The organism is Pedobacter psychrophilus (assembly GCF_001652725.1).
Lineage (GTDB): Bacteria > Bacteroidota > Bacteroidia > Sphingobacteriales > Sphingobacteriaceae > Pseudopedobacter > Pseudopedobacter psychrophilus.
The window spans coordinates 18804-36265 of record NZ_LWHJ01000028.1; the positions used below are offsets into that span (position 1 = coordinate 18804).

General features: G+C 32.1%; 11 protein-coding genes and 1 pseudogene. 2 read left to right on the plus strand and 10 right to left on the minus strand.

Going from position 1 to position 17462, the window contains the following annotated elements; all coding sequences use genetic code 11:
• Nucleotides 1-7: 7 nt before the first annotated feature.
• A complete protein-coding gene (gene hisS / locus A5893_RS10770; protein WP_068822585.1) occupies nucleotides 8-1372 on the plus strand; it encodes a histidine--tRNA ligase in 1365 nt (454 codons plus the stop codon).
• A gap of 64 nt (nucleotides 1373-1436) precedes the next feature.
• Here the strand turns inward: hisS and A5893_RS10775 are convergent, their stop codons facing one another.
• The 9 genes and pseudogenes from A5893_RS10775 to A5893_RS10815 form a co-directional block, all read right to left on the minus strand.
• A complete protein-coding gene (locus A5893_RS10775) occupies nucleotides 1437-2708 on the minus strand; it encodes a glucose-1-phosphate adenylyltransferase (protein WP_198342319.1) in 1272 nt (423 codons plus the stop codon).
• Nucleotides 2708-4129 (minus strand): glycogen synthase, encoded by a 1422-nt coding sequence (locus A5893_RS10780; RefSeq protein WP_068822587.1) that lies wholly within the window; start codon nucleotides 4127-4129, stop codon nucleotides 2708-2710. Before A5893_RS10780 ends, A5893_RS10775 begins: the two co-directional genes overlap by 1 nt.
• A gap of 152 nt (nucleotides 4130-4281) precedes the next feature.
• Nucleotides 4282-5391 (minus strand): toxin-antitoxin system YwqK family antitoxin, encoded by a 1110-nt coding sequence (locus tag A5893_RS10785; RefSeq protein WP_068822588.1) that lies wholly within the window; start codon nucleotides 5389-5391, stop codon nucleotides 4282-4284.
• Nucleotide 5392: 1 nt separating this feature from the next.
• Nucleotides 5393-8206: a DNA polymerase I gene (gene polA, locus A5893_RS10790; protein ID WP_068822589.1), complete on the minus strand. Its 2814-nt coding sequence runs from the start codon at nucleotides 8204-8206 to the stop codon at nucleotides 5393-5395.
• Between the two features lie 306 nt (nucleotides 8207-8512).
• Complete coding sequence (locus A5893_RS10795; protein ID WP_068822590.1) at nucleotides 8513-9208, minus strand: CPBP family glutamic-type intramembrane protease; 696 nt, start codon at nucleotides 9206-9208, stop codon at nucleotides 8513-8515.
• A gap of 6 nt (nucleotides 9209-9214) precedes the next feature.
• Nucleotides 9215-9919 (minus strand): CPBP family glutamic-type intramembrane protease, encoded by a 705-nt coding sequence (locus A5893_RS10800; RefSeq protein ID WP_068822591.1) that lies wholly within the window; start codon nucleotides 9917-9919, stop codon nucleotides 9215-9217.
• Between the two features lie 48 nt (nucleotides 9920-9967).
• A pseudogene (locus A5893_RS10805) lies at nucleotides 9968-12087 on the minus strand (M3 family metallopeptidase).
• A gap of 76 nt (nucleotides 12088-12163) precedes the next feature.
• On the minus strand, nucleotides 12164-12523 hold the full coding sequence (locus A5893_RS10810) for a bleomycin resistance protein (protein WP_068822592.1): 360 nt from the start codon (nucleotides 12521-12523) through the stop codon (nucleotides 12164-12166).
• A 10-nt stretch (nucleotides 12524-12533) separates the two neighbouring features.
• Nucleotides 12534-13721 carry an anhydro-N-acetylmuramic acid kinase gene (locus A5893_RS10815; RefSeq protein WP_068822593.1) on the minus strand — a complete coding sequence of 396 codons (1188 nt, stop codon included), beginning with the start codon at nucleotides 13719-13721 and terminating at the stop codon, nucleotides 12534-12536.
• An 83-nt stretch (nucleotides 13722-13804) separates the two neighbouring features.
• Here A5893_RS10815 and A5893_RS10820 point away from each other — a divergent pair, with 83 nt between their 5' ends.
• Nucleotides 13805-14953: an acyltransferase family protein gene (locus A5893_RS10820; RefSeq protein ID WP_082911415.1), complete on the plus strand. Its 1149-nt coding sequence runs from the start codon at nucleotides 13805-13807 to the stop codon at nucleotides 14951-14953.
• Nucleotides 14954-14979: 26 nt separating this feature from the next.
• Here A5893_RS10820 and A5893_RS10825 read toward each other — a convergent pair whose 3' ends face one another.
• Nucleotides 14980-17412 (minus strand): outer membrane beta-barrel family protein, encoded by a 2433-nt coding sequence (locus tag A5893_RS10825; RefSeq protein ID WP_068822594.1) that lies wholly within the window; start codon nucleotides 17410-17412, stop codon nucleotides 14980-14982.
• Nucleotides 17413-17462: the final 50 nt, after the last annotated feature.

Consider the following 17462-nt stretch of genomic DNA (forward strand, 5'->3'; position numbering starts at 1 on the left):
TTGCGCAATGGCAAATGTGAAGGCAGCTATTCCTAAAGGCACAAGAGATTTTGGACCAGTGGTGATGATTAGGCGCAACTATATTTTTGATACGATTAAAAAAGTATTTAAAAAGTATGGCTATCAAGAAATACAAACTCCAACAATGGAGAATTTAGATACGCTAACTGGAAAATATGGCGATGAAGGCGATCAACTTATTTTCAAAATAATCAATAGTGGCGATTATTTTTCAAAGGCAGAAGGAAAAGAAAACATCACTTCTAAAAGTCTGCTTCCGCTGATATCTGAAAAAGCTTTGCGTTATGATTTAACCGTTCCGTTTGCCCGTTATGTTGTCATGCACCAAAACGAGATTACTTCCCCTTTTAAACGTTTTCAAATTCAGCCTGTTTGGCGAGCCGATAGACCACAAAAAGGTAGATACCGAGAATTTTATCAATGTGATGCTGATGTTGTAGGTTCTGATTCTTTATTAAATGAAGCTGAATTTATTTGTATTTATGATGAAGCTTTATCTGCATTAGGACTGCAAGATTTTACTATAAAAATCAATAATAGGAAAATACTATCAGGAATAGCAGAATTAATAGGCAAACCTGATATGATTGTTGACATGACTGTAGCCATTGATAAATTAGATAAGATTGGCTTAGACGGAGTAGTAAAAGAATTGTTAGATAAAGGTTTTGAGGAGAAAGATATATCGATTTTAAAACCTGTAATTTTATTATCCGGAAATAATCAAGAAAAATTAAATTCTTTAAAAACAGTTTTAAAAAATTCTGAAATTGGTTTAAATGGCGTTGCAGAAATAGAAAAAATATTCTCTTATCTTTCTAATTTTAGTTTACAAAAAGCCAAAGTTGAACTTGATTTAACTTTAGCCCGTGGCTTAAATTATTATACAGGTTGTATTTTTGAAGTTAAAACCAACGAAGCTGCTATGGGTTCTATTGGCGGTGGTGGCAGGTATGATGATTTAACCGGAATGTTCGGTAAAGATGGTTTAACGGGTGTAGGCATATCTTTTGGTGCTGATAGAATTTATGATGTTTTAGAAGAATTAAACCTCTTTCCATCTACCCAAACTGAAAGTACAAAGGTTTTAATCTGTGTTTTTGGAGAAGCTGAAGAAGCTTTTGCTATTCCGATATTGAATCAATTACGCTTAGCAGATATTAATGCAGAACTTTTTCCGTTTGGAGCCAAGATGAAAAAACAAATGCAATATGCAAATGACAAAGCGATTCCTTATGTTGTAATTATTGGTGGCGATGAAATGCAAAGCGGTTTGTTAAGCTTAAAAAATATGGAAAGTGGAGAGCAAGTTAAAGTCAGTGTAGATGATCTGATCAATAGATTAACTTAATTCTCATAAACAAAAAAAGCATCCGTCAGCTGACGGATGCTTTTCTATAACCACAAAATTTCTATTAGCCAATTACAGTTCCATCTTCAATAACTGCATTTTTCTTTATTACGATGATACCTTCTTTAATGGTGTATTTATCGGTATCGGTAGCTTCTAAATGTTGCCCTCCATTAATCGTTACATTATTTCCGATAAAGCAGTTTTTATCCAAAATAGCATTATTAATTACGCAATCTTCGCCAATTCCAGTTAGTGGTTTGTGAGATTTGTTAAGATCCTCCATTTCCTCTAATGTTTGGTAATAATCACTTCCCATTACATAGCAATTAGAAATTTTAGTTCCTTTGCCAATTCGAGTTCTAATTCCTATAACAGACCTGCTTATTTCATCAGCACCAATAATACAACCATCGGCAATAATCACTTTATCTAATCTGGTTCCTGTAATTTTGCTTGGTGGTAGCATTCTAGCCCTAGAGTAAATAGGGTTTTTATTAAAAAGATCAAATTGTGGGATATCATCAGTTAAACCTAAGTTGGCTTCAAAGAAAGAATCTATATTACCTATATCTGTCCAATAACCTTCATATTGATAACTAATAACTTTTTTGTTCCCTCCAATGGCATCGGGAATAATTTGCTTACCAAAATCATGACGCTCATTACCCTCTAACATTTCTATTAATACGCTTTTGTTAAAAAGATAAATACCCATAGAAGCCAAATATAAACGTCCTTGAGCCTCCATTTCTGGACCTACTTCAGATTCCCAACCTATAATTTTTTCTGAGTTTGGTTTTTCTGTAAAAGTGGTGATCTCATTCTCCTCATTTGCTTTTAAGATTCCGAAACTGGTTCCGTCTTTTGCATTAACAGGAATTGTTGCTAATGTAATATCTGCTTTTTTAGCGATATGATTTTCTATCATTTCACAGAAATCCATCTGATATAATTGGTCACCAGATAATATCAATACATATTCAAAATCATGTTGCATTAGGTGGTGCATACTTTGGCGTACTGCATCTGCAGTTCCTTGATACCATCCTTCATTTCCAGGAGTTTGCTCTGCAGCTAAAATATCTACAAAAGCGTTACTAAAAAAACTAAAACTATAAGTGTTTTTGATATGCTTATTTAAAGATGCAGAGTTAAATTGAGTCAACACGAACATTCTTCTCAACCTGGAATTGATACAATTAGAAATTGGAATATCTACTAACCTATATTTACCCGCAATTGGAACTGCAGGTTTTGATCTTGTTGCGGTTAAAGGAGAAAGACGTGAACCTTGACCTCCTCCAAGAATAATGGAGATAACTTTTTCTTCTATCATGTTGATTTTGTTAAGCGTTTATACAATTGGTTATATGAATGTGCAGACTTTTTCCAAGAAAAATCTAATCCCATCATTAGTTTTCTTAATTGATCCAGTCTTTTTTGGTCTTGATATAATGAAATGGCCCTTCGTATTGCAATTACCATTTCCATCAATTCTAAGTTATCAAATCTAATACCATAACCGCCTTCGTTATCAAAATCGATGATAGAATCTTTTAATCCACCTGTTGATCTTACAATAGGAATTGTACCATATCTTAAAGCATACAGTTGGTTTAAGCCACAAGGCTCTACTCTAGATGGCATTAATATAAAATCAGCGGAAGCATAAATTTTATGAGATAAATCTTCATCATAACCAATATAACAGTTGTAATTTTTCAAATAGGTTTGAAGTTCTTTTAAATCGTTTTCTATTTCCTTTTCGCCTGAGCCTAAAATTAGAAAGCAAAACTCGTCTTGGTTTCTTAAACTGATTTCCCTAATTAATTCTACTAAGGTATCAGCTCCTTTTTCGGCAACTAATCTTCCTATAAAAGTGATTAAAGGTTTATCCGGGTTTAACCCAAATTTTTCGCAAAGCTCTTGTTTGTTTTTTTGTTTATTGGCCTTTACTGTGGTTTTAGAATAGTTAAATGATAACATTGGGTCTGTAGCTGGGTTCCAAACATCAACATCTATCCCATTTAAAATTCCGACACCTTTTTGAGGTTCTAGTTCAAACAAAAATTCTAATCGGTTAGAGTTATGTTTTAATTCTTCTAAATAACTAGGTGAAACTGTGGTATAGGCCCAGCAGCATTTTATGGCAGACGCCAATGGGTTTATACAATCTCCCCACTCTAACATCCCTCCTTTTGTGCCGTCAATATCCGGCAGATAGTATAATTTTTCCCAACCTAACCAACCTTGATATTGTGCATTATGTATCGTAAATACGCTAACCTTATTTGCTAATGAATTAAACTTGTAAGAATATTTTAATAAAAAAGGCACTAGTCCTGTATGGTGATCATGGCAATGAAAAACATCTACTGGTTTATTGGTTGATAAAACCCATTCTAAAACTGCTAATTGAAAAGCTATAAATTGCTCACTTTCATCGGGATAGGAATAGATATCTGGCCTATCTAATAAATCCGGTATTTTTACCAGATATAATTCAAAGCCTAAAACGTTGTTTGCTTCTTTTAAAATATCAAAATCAAAAGTGCGGTAACCTAGTTTTGAGTTGCCTTTATAAACAGATTCAAATGTGTTTTCTAAAACAAATTTTTTATCATAAAAAGGCATGGCAACCATGGCGTTAACACCCAGTTCTTTCAGGTATTTTGGTAATGCGCCAACCACATCACCTAAGCCGCCGGCTTTAGCAACTGGATAACACTCTGCACTTAAATTTAAAACGTTCATTCTTTAATTTATGAGCTTAAATTATAAAAATCTTTTACAGATTTCAAGTATTATAATTAAGAAAATCAGGATTTTACAAAATTTAAAAATTTCCTAATATATCCTGATTATAGGTATGATTTATCAATTATAATGATAAAAATTATACGAATTTATTTGCCGTTTGCTCTTTTAATATCGGGATAACCAAAGTAGAATTTACTTTCATCCTCTTGAAAAATAGATAATTTAATAATTAATGTATCTGAAATTGTTTTTCCGTAAAGGTATGATGGTATAAAATAAGGAACCGTTAATAAAACCTGTTTTAGAACATTTGTTAATTCTGTATCTAAACCATCTGGAATAATTACGCTTTTAACTTTTCCTTTATCATTAATATCCAATTTAACCTCAAATGGTTCTTGAGGCAAAACATCATCCTTTTCAAAAATAATAGTGTTATTTAAATAGGTTTGAAGATAAAAATTATAGCCTTGATTATCATCAATTGAACAATTTTTAAAAGTTAAGGCTTCAGCATTAACGGCTGTTAAAACAGGATGAAACTTTACCAAACTGTTTTTTATTGAGAAGTTTTGCGGATAAGTGTAATTAGAAATTTCAAACTGTCCGTTTTCAAATTTTTCTGCACCAATATATTCTGGAGCATTTTTAGAGTAAACTAAATAGCTCGACCAAATTCCATCAGGTTTTCCTTCCTTAATCCTTCCTTCAAAAGAAATACCTGTAAAACCAAATTCATTAAAATCGTAAACTGGCTCGGTCAATTTTAATTTGCCTTTCCCAGCCTTAATCTGCTGCCGCCCCTTTTCATCAAAATAGTTTTTAATAAAAATTTGACCGTTTTTATAGGTTAAGTCTATCCAAATATTTCCACTGGGATAAAAGTATTTCCACTCCCCAACAGGCAAATTGTCTTTAAAGTTGATAGTAAATTTCGGAATCCCGTTCTCATAAAAGCCCTTGAATTCCCCTTGTTTTTTCCCTTCGATGTATTTTCCAGATATCGCTATTTGATTGTTGTTATAATAATCAGTAAAAAAACTATTGAAACCCCCGTTGTTTTTATCATATTTAATAACACGGGTAAATGATTTATAAACACAATTTTGATCGACTAAATAATATTGCTGATCGAAATATAAATGGATATAACCATCAATACTTTCCTCCATATACTTTGCGCTAGGCTGTTGTGCATAAGATTTTTGAAAAATTATGAAGCCTAAGAAAAATAGATATATTATTTTTTTAATCATATTAATGTGCTGCTAACCAATTTTCTCCTTCGCCAACTTCTACAACTAAAGGAATACTCATTTTTATTGCCGATTGCATCCTATCTAAAATAATCCTTTTCATTTGTTCTTTCTCTGATTTTAAAACATCAAAAACCAATTCATCATGCACTTGCATGGTCATTTTAGATTGCAATTTTTGGTCTTTAATATCTTTATGGATATTGATCATTGCAATCTTTATCAAATCTGCTGCCGAACCTTGAATAGGTGCATTAATCGCATTTCGCTCGGCATAACCACGTACAGTTTGATTTGCAGAATTGATGTCTCTTAAATAACGCCTTCTGCCCATAATGGTTTCTACATAACCATTTTCTCTGGCAAAATTCATGGTATCTGCCATGTATTGTTTTACGCCTGAGTATTGCTCAAAATAATTTTGGATTATTTCTGCTGCTTCTTTTCTTGGGATGCCTAAGGTTTGTGATAAACCAAAAGCCGATTGTCCGTAAATAATCCCAAAATTAACCGCTTTTGCATTTCTTCTTTGGTCTGATGTTACCTCATTTAACTCAATTCCATAAACTTTTGCAGCGGTTGCCGTGTGAATATCCAAACCTTTAGTAAAAGCTTCCATCATGTTTACATCCTTACTAATTTCTGCAATGATGCGCAATTCTATTTGTGAATAATCTGCCGAAAGCAAAATATGGTTCTCGTCTCTTGGGATAAAAGCTCTACGCACTTCACGCCCTCTAGCTGTTCTTATTGGGATATTTTGCAGATTAGGATTGTTAGAACTTAAACGCCCTGTTGCCGCAACCGCCTGATTATAAGAAGTGTGAACTCTGCCCGTTCTTGGGTTTACTAAAAGTGGTAAAGCATCAACATAAGTAGATTTCAATTTGCAAAGCTGCCTAAAATCTAAAATTTCTTGTACAATGTCTGATTTTGGAGCCAAAGCTAAAAGCACATCTTCGCCGGTTTGGTACTGACCTGTTTTGGTTTTTTTTGCTTTATCATCAAGCTTTAACTTATCAAATAAAACTTCTCCTAATTGCTTTGGCGATGCTAAATTGAATTTTACACCAGCCTTTTCGTATACCAGTTTCTCTAAACGATTTATTTCAATCTCCAGTTCTTTAGAATAGGTTTGCAGCTGTTCCATATCTATTTTCACACCTTCAATCTCTACATCGGCCAAAACATAAACCAAAGGATTTTCAATTTCTTGCGATAACCTAACTGCTTTTACTTCAGTAAGCATGGGCTCAAAAATTTCTTGAAGCTGTAAGGTGATATCGGCATCTTCGCCAGCATATTCTTTCACAATTTCCACATCAACATCTCGCATGGTACCTTGCCCTTTTCCTTTTTTACCGATTAATTCGGTAATAGAAACTGGCGTATAACCCAAATAATTTTCTGAGAGGATATCCATTCCATGACGAGTGTCGGGATCTAAAATATAATGCGCTAACATGGTATCAAATAATTCGCCGGCAACATTAATTCCGTACCACTTCAATATCAGGATATCATATTTAATGTTTTGCCCAATCTTTCTAATTTCTGGATTCTCTAAAACTGCTTTAAACTCGTGGGCTATGGCTTTCGCCGATTCAAAATCTTCAGGAACAGGAATGTAATAAGCTTCTCCTTTCTTAAAGCTGAAAGATAAACCGACTAAATCAGCATTATTGGCGTCAATTCCGGTAGTTTCTGTATCAAAACTAATTGCTTTTTGATTTTCTAGAACTGCTATTAAGGATTTACGCTTTTCTTCATCATCAATTAAATGATATTGATGTTCAACGTTTTCAATGTTTTTTCCACCTTCTACAGCAGTTAAGGCTTGGGCAGGAGAAATGGTAATATTTTTAATTTCTGATGGTGCATTTCCACTACCAAATAAATCCATTTGACCGGAACTGTTTACTTTGGTTTCTGAAATAGAAAAATCCTCACCAAAAACCCTTCTGCCTAAAGTTCTAAATTCTAACTCGGCGAAAAGCGGTTCTAATTTTTCTTTATTTACAGGGCCACATCTAAAACTTTCTTCATGAAACTGAACTGGAGCGTTTAAAATAATAGTTGCCAATTTTTTGGAAAGTAATCCTTGTGCTGCAAAATTCTCTATGTTTTCTCTTTGTTTTCCTTTTAACTCATGACTATGGGCAATGATATTTTCCATAGAACCATAAGTTTTTATTAAAGATTTTGCTGTTTTTTCTCCAATTCCTGGGATACCGGGTATGTTATCCACAGCATCGCCCCAAAGGCCTAAAATATCAATAACTTGATGCACATGCTCAATTTCCCATTTTGCTAAAACTTCCTTTACACCTAAAATCTCCATATCGTTGCCCATTCTTGCGGGCTTGTACATGTAAATATTTTCTGAAACCAATTGCGCAAAATCTTTATCTGGTGTCATGCAGTAAACTGTAAAACCTTCCTTTTCTGCTTGTTTTGATAACGTCCCAATCACATCATCAGCTTCAAAACCATCAGAAGTAATTACAGGAATGTTAAAACCCTCAATTAGTTTTACCACAAAAGGTAAAGCAGCAGAAAGATCCTCAGGCATTGCTTGTCGGTGACCTTTATAAGCTTCATAATCAGTATGGCGCTCTGTTGGTGCATCAGTATCAAAAACCACAGCAATATGGCTAGGTTTCTCTTTTTTCAAAACTTCTAATAAAGTATTGGTAAAGCCCATCACCGCAGAGGTGTTGATGCCATTAGAAGTGAATCGTGGGTTTTTGCTTAACGCAAAATGTGCTCTGTAAATAAGCGCCATCCCATCTAAAAGAAAAAGTTTTTTTGACATGTGTTTTAATTGATGCCAGCTTTATAGCTGTAATTCCAAATTTAATATTCTTGGCGGAAAGTAAGGAAAGTTAATAGCGGATTTGTATTATTAAAGGATTAATCTGATTTTGAGTAGTGAATTAAACAAAGAGGGCAAAAAGTTCGCAAAGCAGGGCGTCAATTTTTTAGCCACTAATTCACGAATGAAAACTAATTTGACTGGATAAAATTTAACGCTAACAAATTTTTAAAGTTCAGAAATCTTAATGCAATTTCAATTATAAAATTAATCTCTGTGACAATTCCTGAATTTAGCTTGAGAAATTTAATATCCAGCTAATAAAGCCAAAGCGGGTATAAAATTATATGCTGAATGCATTATCATAGAATTTAAAAGCCCAAAACGCATTCTCACATATCCCAAAATAAAACCAAGAAAAATTTGTGGTAATACTAGTAATATAATAGGAAAACCATACTCAAAGGGATTGCTATAATTATAAACGTGACTAATCCCAAAACAAATTGCCGTTAAATAAAAATGTGAATGAAATAGCTTAGAAATTAGTTGGTGTTTCTTGAAATGATTATTGCCAAATGTAATTATCACCATAAAGCCGATGATTACAACTAAACCGATACTTATAAAAAGCGTTAAGCCTGTAAATATTTTATAAAGTAGACCGATAGCTAGTAATGCATAACAAACAATTGACATGTAATAGTTTTTTAGTTGATAACGAAAAATAAGTTCCTCTAAAATTGGAGCGAAAACAGTTACCATTAAAAACAACCATATTTTCTTTTCTTTTAAATCAAATAGTTTAAAGTCTGGTAATTCGTTTATCAAATGAAGATTTTCTAACAGGCTTACAAAAATCACAGATACAAAAGAAAAACAAAGTGAAATGATTACTAAGGGGAAAAGTTGGTTATAAAATATTTTCCTTTTATCTTCTTTTATAAAAGGGTCAGGTTTTTTGATATAGGTTAAAAATTCTTGAAAAGCTTGCTGAACCATTGATAATTAAATTTTAGACGTGATAAGCAAACTAAGTCCAATACCTATTAAATTATAAACCGCGTGTAAAAGAATTCCGGAATAAAAACCATAACGCATTCTTGTAAAGCCTAAAATTAAACCTCCAAATAATTGAGGCAAAACCCATAAAAAGATTAATGGACCGTAATCTTTATAATCTAAAAAGTTAGTGATATGTACTAAACCAAAAACTATTGCTATTAAGTAAAAGGAAAAAGGGAAAGCAAATTTTATAATTTGATATTTAATTTTGGTGTGGTTATTTAAATATCTAATTATAAATATGATACAAATTAAAGTGGTAAGTCCAAATAAAGCTATAATAAGGTTATTGTAAGAATTTGCAATAAAACTAAAAGCAATTATTCCAATAAAAGCACATAAGAAATTAATACTTCTTAACTGATATCTAAAGATTAACTCTTCTAGCGGTGGAGCAACTAAAATTCCTACTAAGGCTATTTCCCAATTAGAATACTTTTCAGAATCAAAAACAGATTTAGGCTCTGGAGGGATGATTTTAAAATTTGCTAATAAATAAACCAAACTCTCTAAAATTTGACTTGCAACAAGTGAAAGCACTACTAACAAAAACAAATCTTTATAAGGAATAAACTTAAATCTCTGTTTTATAAAAGGGTCAGGTTTTTTAAGATAACCTATAAAATCATTTAAAACTTCTTGGATCATGAGGTATAAAAAAGTCCTGCGATTTTAAAGAGCAGGACTTTATGTTTTCTATTTTATTAGGCCTCGGTTTTTTAGCATTGGGGTAATATCAGGTGCATGACATCTAAAATCAGCAAACATTTTGTTATAATCTTCAGTGTTTCCACGAGATAAGATCATATCTCTAAAACGTTGTCCGTTTGCTCTGGTCATTCCGCCGTTTTCTTCAAACCAAGTATATGCGTCGTCATCTAACATTTCTGTCCATAAATAAGCATAATAGCTACTCGCATAACCATTGTCCCAAATGTGTAAGAAATAACTTGATCTATATCTTGGTGGCACTTCGTTTAAATTTAAATGCGTTTTGATTAAGGCATTAGTCTCAAACTTATCTACATCAGTAATTTTATCAGTAGCAGAAATGGTATGCCATTGTTGATCTAAATCGGCGGCAGCCAAAAGTTCTGTTAAAGCATAACCTTGGTTAAAAGTTGCCGCTTTTTTAATTTTATCAACTAAAGCTTGAGGCATTACTTCGCCCGTTTTGTAGTGAACTGCGTAGTTCTTGAAAACAGTTGGTTCCATTGCCCAATGTTCGTTAAACTGAGACGGAAATTCTACAAAATCCCTAGCTACGCTGGTACCTGAAATACTTGGGTATTTTTGACTGGCAAAAATCCGTGTAAAGCATGACCAAATTCATGGAACATGGTGGTAACATCATCATAACTTATTAAAGCTGGCTCACCTGCGGCGGGTTTTGTGAAATTACACACATTATAAATTACCGGATTTGTACCTAATAGCGTAGATTGATTAACAATGTTAGACATCCAAGCGCCTCCAGATTTATTATCTCGCTTAAAATAATCGCAATAAAACAAACCAAAACTCTTTTTATCCTGATCAAAAAGCTCAAATACTTTTACATCCTCTTGGTAAACCGGTAAATCCTTTCGCTCTTTAAATGTGATTCCATATAACTGAGTTGCTGAATAGAAAACTCCGTTTTGCAAAACTTTATTCAATTCGAAATAAGGTTTTACTTCATTATCATCTAAATCATATTTTGCTTTTCTAACTTGTTCTGCATATAAATTCCAATCGTAAGCTTCTAATTTAAAACCACCTTTTTGTTTATCAATTACTGATTGTATTTCAGCCGCCTCAGATTTAGCTTTTGCAGTTGCAGCAGGAATTAAACCATCTAAGAATTTTTGAACTGCTGCTGGCGTTTTTGCCATTTGATCTTGTAAATTCCAAGCTGCATAATTATCGAAACCTAAAATTTTTGCTCTAACCGCTCTTAATCTTGCTATTTCTAAAATCGTTTTCCTGGTGTCGTTGGCGTCGCCTTTTTCTGCTCTATTGTAAGAGTTTTCAAATAGTTTTTTGCGAGTATCCCTATTTGTCAAAGATTTTAATGGCGGTTGTTGTGTTGTGTTTTGTAACGATAAAACAAACTTTCCTTTATAGTCTGGATTATTTCCTGCCGCTTTAATTGCTTCATCAGATAAGCCCGCTAATGCTTCTTTATTATCAACTATCAATGCTCCATCTTTTGAAGCAGCTAAAAGCTGATTTGTAAATTGCGCACTTAAAGTGGCTAGCTGTCCATTAATTTTCTTTAAAGAATCTTGTTGAGCATCAGAAAGTTTAGACCCTGCCATCACAAATTTTTGATAGTAATATTCAACCAGTTTTTTTGATTCAGGATCTAATTTAGAACTTGACAAACCGTCATTTATCGAATTTACTTTTACAAAAAGCTTTTTATTTAAGAAGATAGCGTCATTTAAAGCTGCTAGTTTTGGAGCCATTTCTTCTTGTACTCCTTGTAAAGTTGGGTTGGTGTTTGCGCCCGTTAATAAATCGAAAACATTGCTAACGCGATGTAATAATTCGCCCGATTTTTCTAACGGAACCAAAGTATTTTCAAATGTTGGCGCAGCTGCATCATTGGCAATGCTATCAATTTCCTTCATTTGCTCATCAATGCCTTTTTCCATGGCAGGCTTAAAATCTGCATCCTTAATTTTTGTGAAATCAGGAGCTTGATAAGTTAAAGTGCTTTTTTGAAAGAAAGGGTTTGAAGTAGAATCGCTAGAATCTGCTGTCGCGTTTTTATTGTTATTGCATGAGGTGACAACTACAGCCGCCACAATTAATCCGTAAACTATTTTCATGTTCGTTATTTTCTAATCAAGGTAACGTAAAAATTTCTTTTTTGTTAAAGGCTAATTAAAAATTTAATGGTATTGATTAATGGAAGCTCTGCCCGAAGGTCAATAAATTAAGATCTATATCTAAAATGGAGAATTCTTGCTGACCCCAAGGTTGCGTTTTTAGTTTTCCATTGGGATGAATTTTAACGCCTTCATTTATAAAAGACTGGTATAATTCATTAATGTGATCTGTACGAATGTAAACCTGACCGTAATTTTCTTTTGGGTCTAAATCCGCAAATTCAAAAAAATGAATTTCGATGCTGTCTTTTTTAAGGATTAAATATTGAGGATAATCATGACTTCCAATATCTTTAAACCCGAGTTTATTTAAATAGAAATCCTTTGTGATGGGTTTATTTCTCATAGGTAGTTTTGGATTGATGGCTGTTAACATATTTTAATGATTAAAATGGTAAACTAATTTTCCCCATTGATAATGTTTCATTATTAAGGTCTTTATAATCTCCGGCAACTGTTTCATTAGCTAAAATGGCGAACAATAGCGCTTCTTTAGCATCAGGATTTATACCTAAATCTGATAAATTTTTAAAGGAACAATCATGTAATAAATTTTTAAGATTCGAGGTTAATAAAAAATTATGATTTCCTCCTCCACTAATATAAATAACAGTGTCTTTTAAATTTGCAGTTGTTTTTCTAATTGCAATTTCAATAGATTTTGCTGTAAAAAGATTAAGAGTTGCCAATATATCTTGATTTGAAATTGGATCCGATTTGCATTTAGAAATTGCAGAGTATAAATAATCCAAATTAAACAATTCTGGACCAGTTGATTTTGGGAAACTCAACTCAAAAAAAGAATGATTCAAAAGCGCTGCTAAAAACTCTTCATTTGTTTTTCCGAGAGCAGCCATTTCTCCATTTTTATCATAGAATAATTGAGGGTCAATTTTATTAATAAATTGATCCATTATTTTATTTCCCGGGCCAACATCTGTACTTAAAATTGTATTAAACTTTCCGCCAGCGGGTAAATAAGTAAAGTTTGAAATTCCCCCAATATTTAATAAAATTCTATTTTCTGTAGGATGATTAAACAATAAATAATCTCCGTAAATTGCTAATGGCGCACCTTCTAAACCTTGGGCGATATTTTTTTGGCGGAAATCACTAACGGTAACGATATTGGTTTTCACAGAAATTTGATCTGCATCTCCAATCTGTAATGTGGAATTACCAAACCCATCACTTTCTCTAGAATTTGCTGGGGAATGATAAATAGTTTGTCCATGACTGGCAATTAAATCTATATTTTCTGGATTTATATTTCTGCTTTTTAAAAAAGAATTAACCATTTCGCCATGCATTTCTCCAATTTTTTTATTAAGCGAGCAAAGCAACTCTAAATCAACAATTTTTAGAAAGGCAATTTTTTTGATTTGATTTTTAAACTCATCAGAATAAGAAATGGTTTCAAAAGCTAAAACCTGGGCTTTCGTGTTTAAACCGGAACCTGAAATTTTGCAAAGTGCAATGTCTAATCCATCTAAAGAAGTTCCGGACATTAAACCAATAATTAATCGCCTTTCTTTTTCTGCAATCTCACTCAGCTTTGCTATCCAATTATTCATGATTTAAAATTTAGAACAATATACAAAAGCAATTAATTTTTTGGGCGAAACATTATAGTAATGATTAGATTGCTTTATATTTAATGGAATCAAAACCTATTATGCAAGCAATTCAATCAGAAAAAAAGCGACTTTTATCTTTAGATGTTTTTAGAGGAATTACCGTTGCAGCGATGATTTTAGTAAACAATCCTGGAGATTGGAGCCATATTTATGCGCCGTTAGAACACTCGGATTGGAATGGTTGCACACCAACTGATTTAATTTTTCCTTTCTTTTTATTTATTGTTGGTGTTTCTATTGTTTACGCTTTAGACAATAAATTATCCGATTTAAAAAATCATAATACGTTTATCTTATCAATATCAAAACGAGCAGCAATATTATTTGGTTTAGGATTATTAATGTTTTTACAGCCCTATTTTGATTTTGCTCATTTTCGCATTCCTGGAGTTTTACAACGAATTGCGATAGTTTATTTTGTTTGTGCTTTGCTGTTTTTAAAAGTAAAACAGGAGAAGCTTTTTACAATTTTCATTATCATACTAATTGCTTATTGGCTGATGATGATTTTAATCCCTGTCCCTGATTTTGGGGAGGCCAACCTTGGTAAAGAAACTAATTTGGGCGCTTGGCTAGACCGTTTTTTATTAACTGAAAATCATTTATGGATTAATAGTAAAACTTGGGATCCAGAAGGGATTTTAGGCACTTTACCATCCATTGCTTCTGGACTATTTGGTATATTAATGGGCAAAATTTTTAAATCTAAACAAAAAACCGAGGAAAATAAAGTGGTTTGGTTATTTGTTTATGGATTTATCGCTTTCCTATTTGGATTAGCTTGGGACTTATTTTTTCCTATAAATAAATCTTTATGGACAAGTTCTTATGTATTATATGCCGGTGGTTTGGCAAGTATAAGCTTGGCTTTATTATATTGGATAATTGATGTAAAAGGCTTTTCAAGATTTACCAAGCCATTTGTAATATATGGGGTAAATGCAATTACGGTTTACTTTGTTTCTGGAGTTGTAGCAAGATCAATGAATATTTTAAAAGTCAATTTAGACGGACAGGTAGTAAGTTGGAAAGATTATTTATATCTACAATTTTATGCTCCAAATTTTTCTCCTGAAAATGCATCTGTAGCTTGGGCTATATCTTTTGTGTTGATTTGGTTTTTAATACTTTGGGTAATGTATAAGAAAGGAATTGTTATTAAAGTTTAGCTGCTTTTTATAAATTTTAATCCAACTTATTGCCCAACCCTAATCTTTTCATCTTCCACAATAGACTTTCTTTTTTGATAGGCTTTTACTGTTTGCTTACCTATTTTATAACTAAAGTTTAATCTAACACTTTGGGTTTCGGTTTTATCTTTAGCTATTAGATTTATCCCAGCTAAATTTGTAGAATACCTATTGCTGTTTGTATTAAAAATATCGGTTGCAGTTAATCTTATGCTACCTTTCTTATCAAAAACAGTTTTACTAAAGCCAATATTCATAAAATATAATGGTTTAAAAGAGTAAACTGCGTAAGCTGTAGGTGTTTCATAAAGCATATTAATAGTTGCTTTAATAGCTTTTGGTAATTGAAAATTATGGTTTAACATCAATGAAGCATTTAAACTACTATTAAAAATGGATATGTTTGATGCATCTAAATACTTAAAATATTCTTTGTTTCCTTCTGCATATAAACCTAATTCATACCACTTGGCAACGGTAATCGGAACTGACAAAGAAATACCTATACTTTGCCTGTAATCAAAGTTTTGCATACTTGCAATTGCAACATTATTTCTAAAATCTTGCTTGTAAACTGTATAAATAAAATTATTAGTATAATTATAATGCGCATCAAAAACATATTTAGCATCAAGTTCCCACTCTAGTTTTGTGCTGTTTATTGTTGATGGTCTTAACTGAGCATTTCCCTGATTATATGTAAACTGATCTAAAAAATAAGAGAAAGGATTGATTTGATCATATCTAGGCCTTGTAATTCCCTTATTATAATTCAAAGCCAACTTGTTTTTTTTATTTAATTGTTTAGTGAGGCTTAAATTTGGAAACAAGCTGAAATAATTTCTATCAATTAAACTGCTATTTACGCTTGTATCGCCACTGGCAAAAGTTTGCTCTAATCTTAAACCTGCCGAAATGCTGTACTTATCATTTTTATAAGCATAATTGGAATATCCGGCAATAATGTTTTCCTGATAATTAAAGTTAATATTTGGATTTTGGATATAGGTTTTGCCAGATTGTATATTTATCATTCTGCTATTAGAAATCCTGACCGTATTTGCTTTAAATCCAAATTCTAAAAGAGCCTTTTTTGTTGGTATAGCATAATCAATATTTCCACTAATGATGTTTATTTTAGAAGGCGTTTGGTTATTAAATAGTAATGGGGCTTTATATTCTGCATTGTTATGGTTCAAATAAACGCTATTCAAATCTTCCTCAGAATTTCTGTTAAAGGTTAAAAAATCCATCGCACTAGTAAAGGTTTTGCCTTTTTTATCTAAATCTTTTTTATACCTAATATTCCCTGAAAGATTTGTAAGTAAGCGATTTTCTAACGATGTAGAGTTTATTGTAGAATCTAACTCATCATGGCTAATTAAACTTTGGTTCAGCTCATCAGAAAACATCCTATTACTAAAAGCATTCATTAATAATGATAAAGATTGTTTATCATCAATCTGATAATCGTAACCTAAAATTGCAGAATGGTTGTTTCTGGTTTTTATGTCGTTATTTGATACATCAATAATCGTTTTTGAAAATGCGCTTCGGCCAAGGGGATTGCTATTAATGGTTCTATTTAAAAAAGTTTGGTCTAATGCCTTAATCTTTGCAAAATCATAATTTAGGTATAAATTACTTTTAGCAGTTCTTTTATTTATGTTGATGCTGGTATTATATCTGTAGTTTAATCCAAGTCCACCACCAGTAGAAATTGTTGAGTTTGTACCAATATTTTTCCCTTTTTTAAATTTGATGTTGATGATACCTCCATTGTAAGCTGCATCATATTTGGCAGAATTGCCATCAATAATTTCAATTTTTTCGATGTTATTGGTTGGTAGGTTTTTTAAATATTCAATCAGGTTTTCTCCAGTTAAGTTACTTGGTTTATCATCTATAAAAACCGCAATATTACTTTTACCATTTAAACTAAGCTCGGTACTCTTAATGTTAATTCCTGGCAAAGTTTCAAAAACTTCAAATCCTGTACTTCCTAAACCAAAAACATTGCTCTCTAAATTTAAAACTGTTTTACCTAATTTTCTTTCAATGTAAGGTTTGCTGGTACTAACAATAACTTCATTAAGATTTTTATCTGGTTTTTTTAGGGTTAAATCCGGTAAAGAAACCAGTTTTGTATCTCTATCGATAGTGATAATTTCGCTATATTTATTTTGATAACCCGTGTTGATCAAAGCGATTAGATATTTACCTTCTTTTAGATTATCGAAATTAAAATATCCTTTATTGTTGGTAGTGGTAGATTTTACAATAGCTGAATCCCGATAATTAATCAAAAAAACATAAAAACCAATTGCAGGATTTTCATGATTTAAAACTTTGCCGTTAATAACTGCTGTTTTGTTTTGCGAAAAACCCCAAGTAAAACAAAAAATAAGAAGCAAAAATAAAACGACAAGCTTAATCATTAAAGAGGCAATGTTAAACAATTAAATAACCGCTGAAATTAAATAATTAT

Bases quoted from the DNA above. Each gene is read 5' to 3' on its own strand.
- hisS (WP_068822585.1), top strand. From the start codon at position 8: ATGGCAAATGTGAAGGCAGCTATTCCTAAAGGCACAAGAGATTTTGGA.
- A5893_RS10780 (WP_068822587.1), bottom strand. From the start codon at position 4,129: ATGAACGTTTTAAATTTAAGTGCAGAGTGTTATCCAGTTGCTAAAGCC.
- A5893_RS10785 (WP_068822588.1), bottom strand. From the start codon at position 5,391: ATGATTAAAAAAATAATATATCTATTTTTCTTAGGCTTCATAATTTTT.
- polA (WP_068822589.1), bottom strand. From the start codon at position 8,206: ATGTCAAAAAAACTTTTTCTTTTAGATGGGATGGCGCTTATTTACAGA.
- A5893_RS10795 (WP_068822590.1), bottom strand. From the start codon at position 9,208: ATGGTTCAGCAAGCTTTTCAAGAATTTTTAACCTATATCAAAAAACCT.
- A5893_RS10800 (WP_068822591.1), bottom strand. From the start codon at position 9,919: ATGATCCAAGAAGTTTTAAATGATTTTATAGGTTATCTTAAAAAACCT.
- A5893_RS10810 (WP_068822592.1), bottom strand. From the start codon at position 12,523: ATGTTAACAGCCATCAATCCAAAACTACCTATGAGAAATAAACCCATC.
- A5893_RS10815 (WP_068822593.1), bottom strand. From the start codon at position 13,721: ATGAATAATTGGATAGCAAAGCTGAGTGAGATTGCAGAAAAAGAAAGG.
- A5893_RS10820 (WP_082911415.1), top strand. From the start codon at position 13,805: ATGGAATCAAAACCTATTATGCAAGCAATTCAATCAGAAAAAAAGCGA.
- A5893_RS10825 (WP_068822594.1), bottom strand. From the start codon at position 17,412: ATGATTAAGCTTGTCGTTTTATTTTTGCTTCTTATTTTTTGTTTTACT.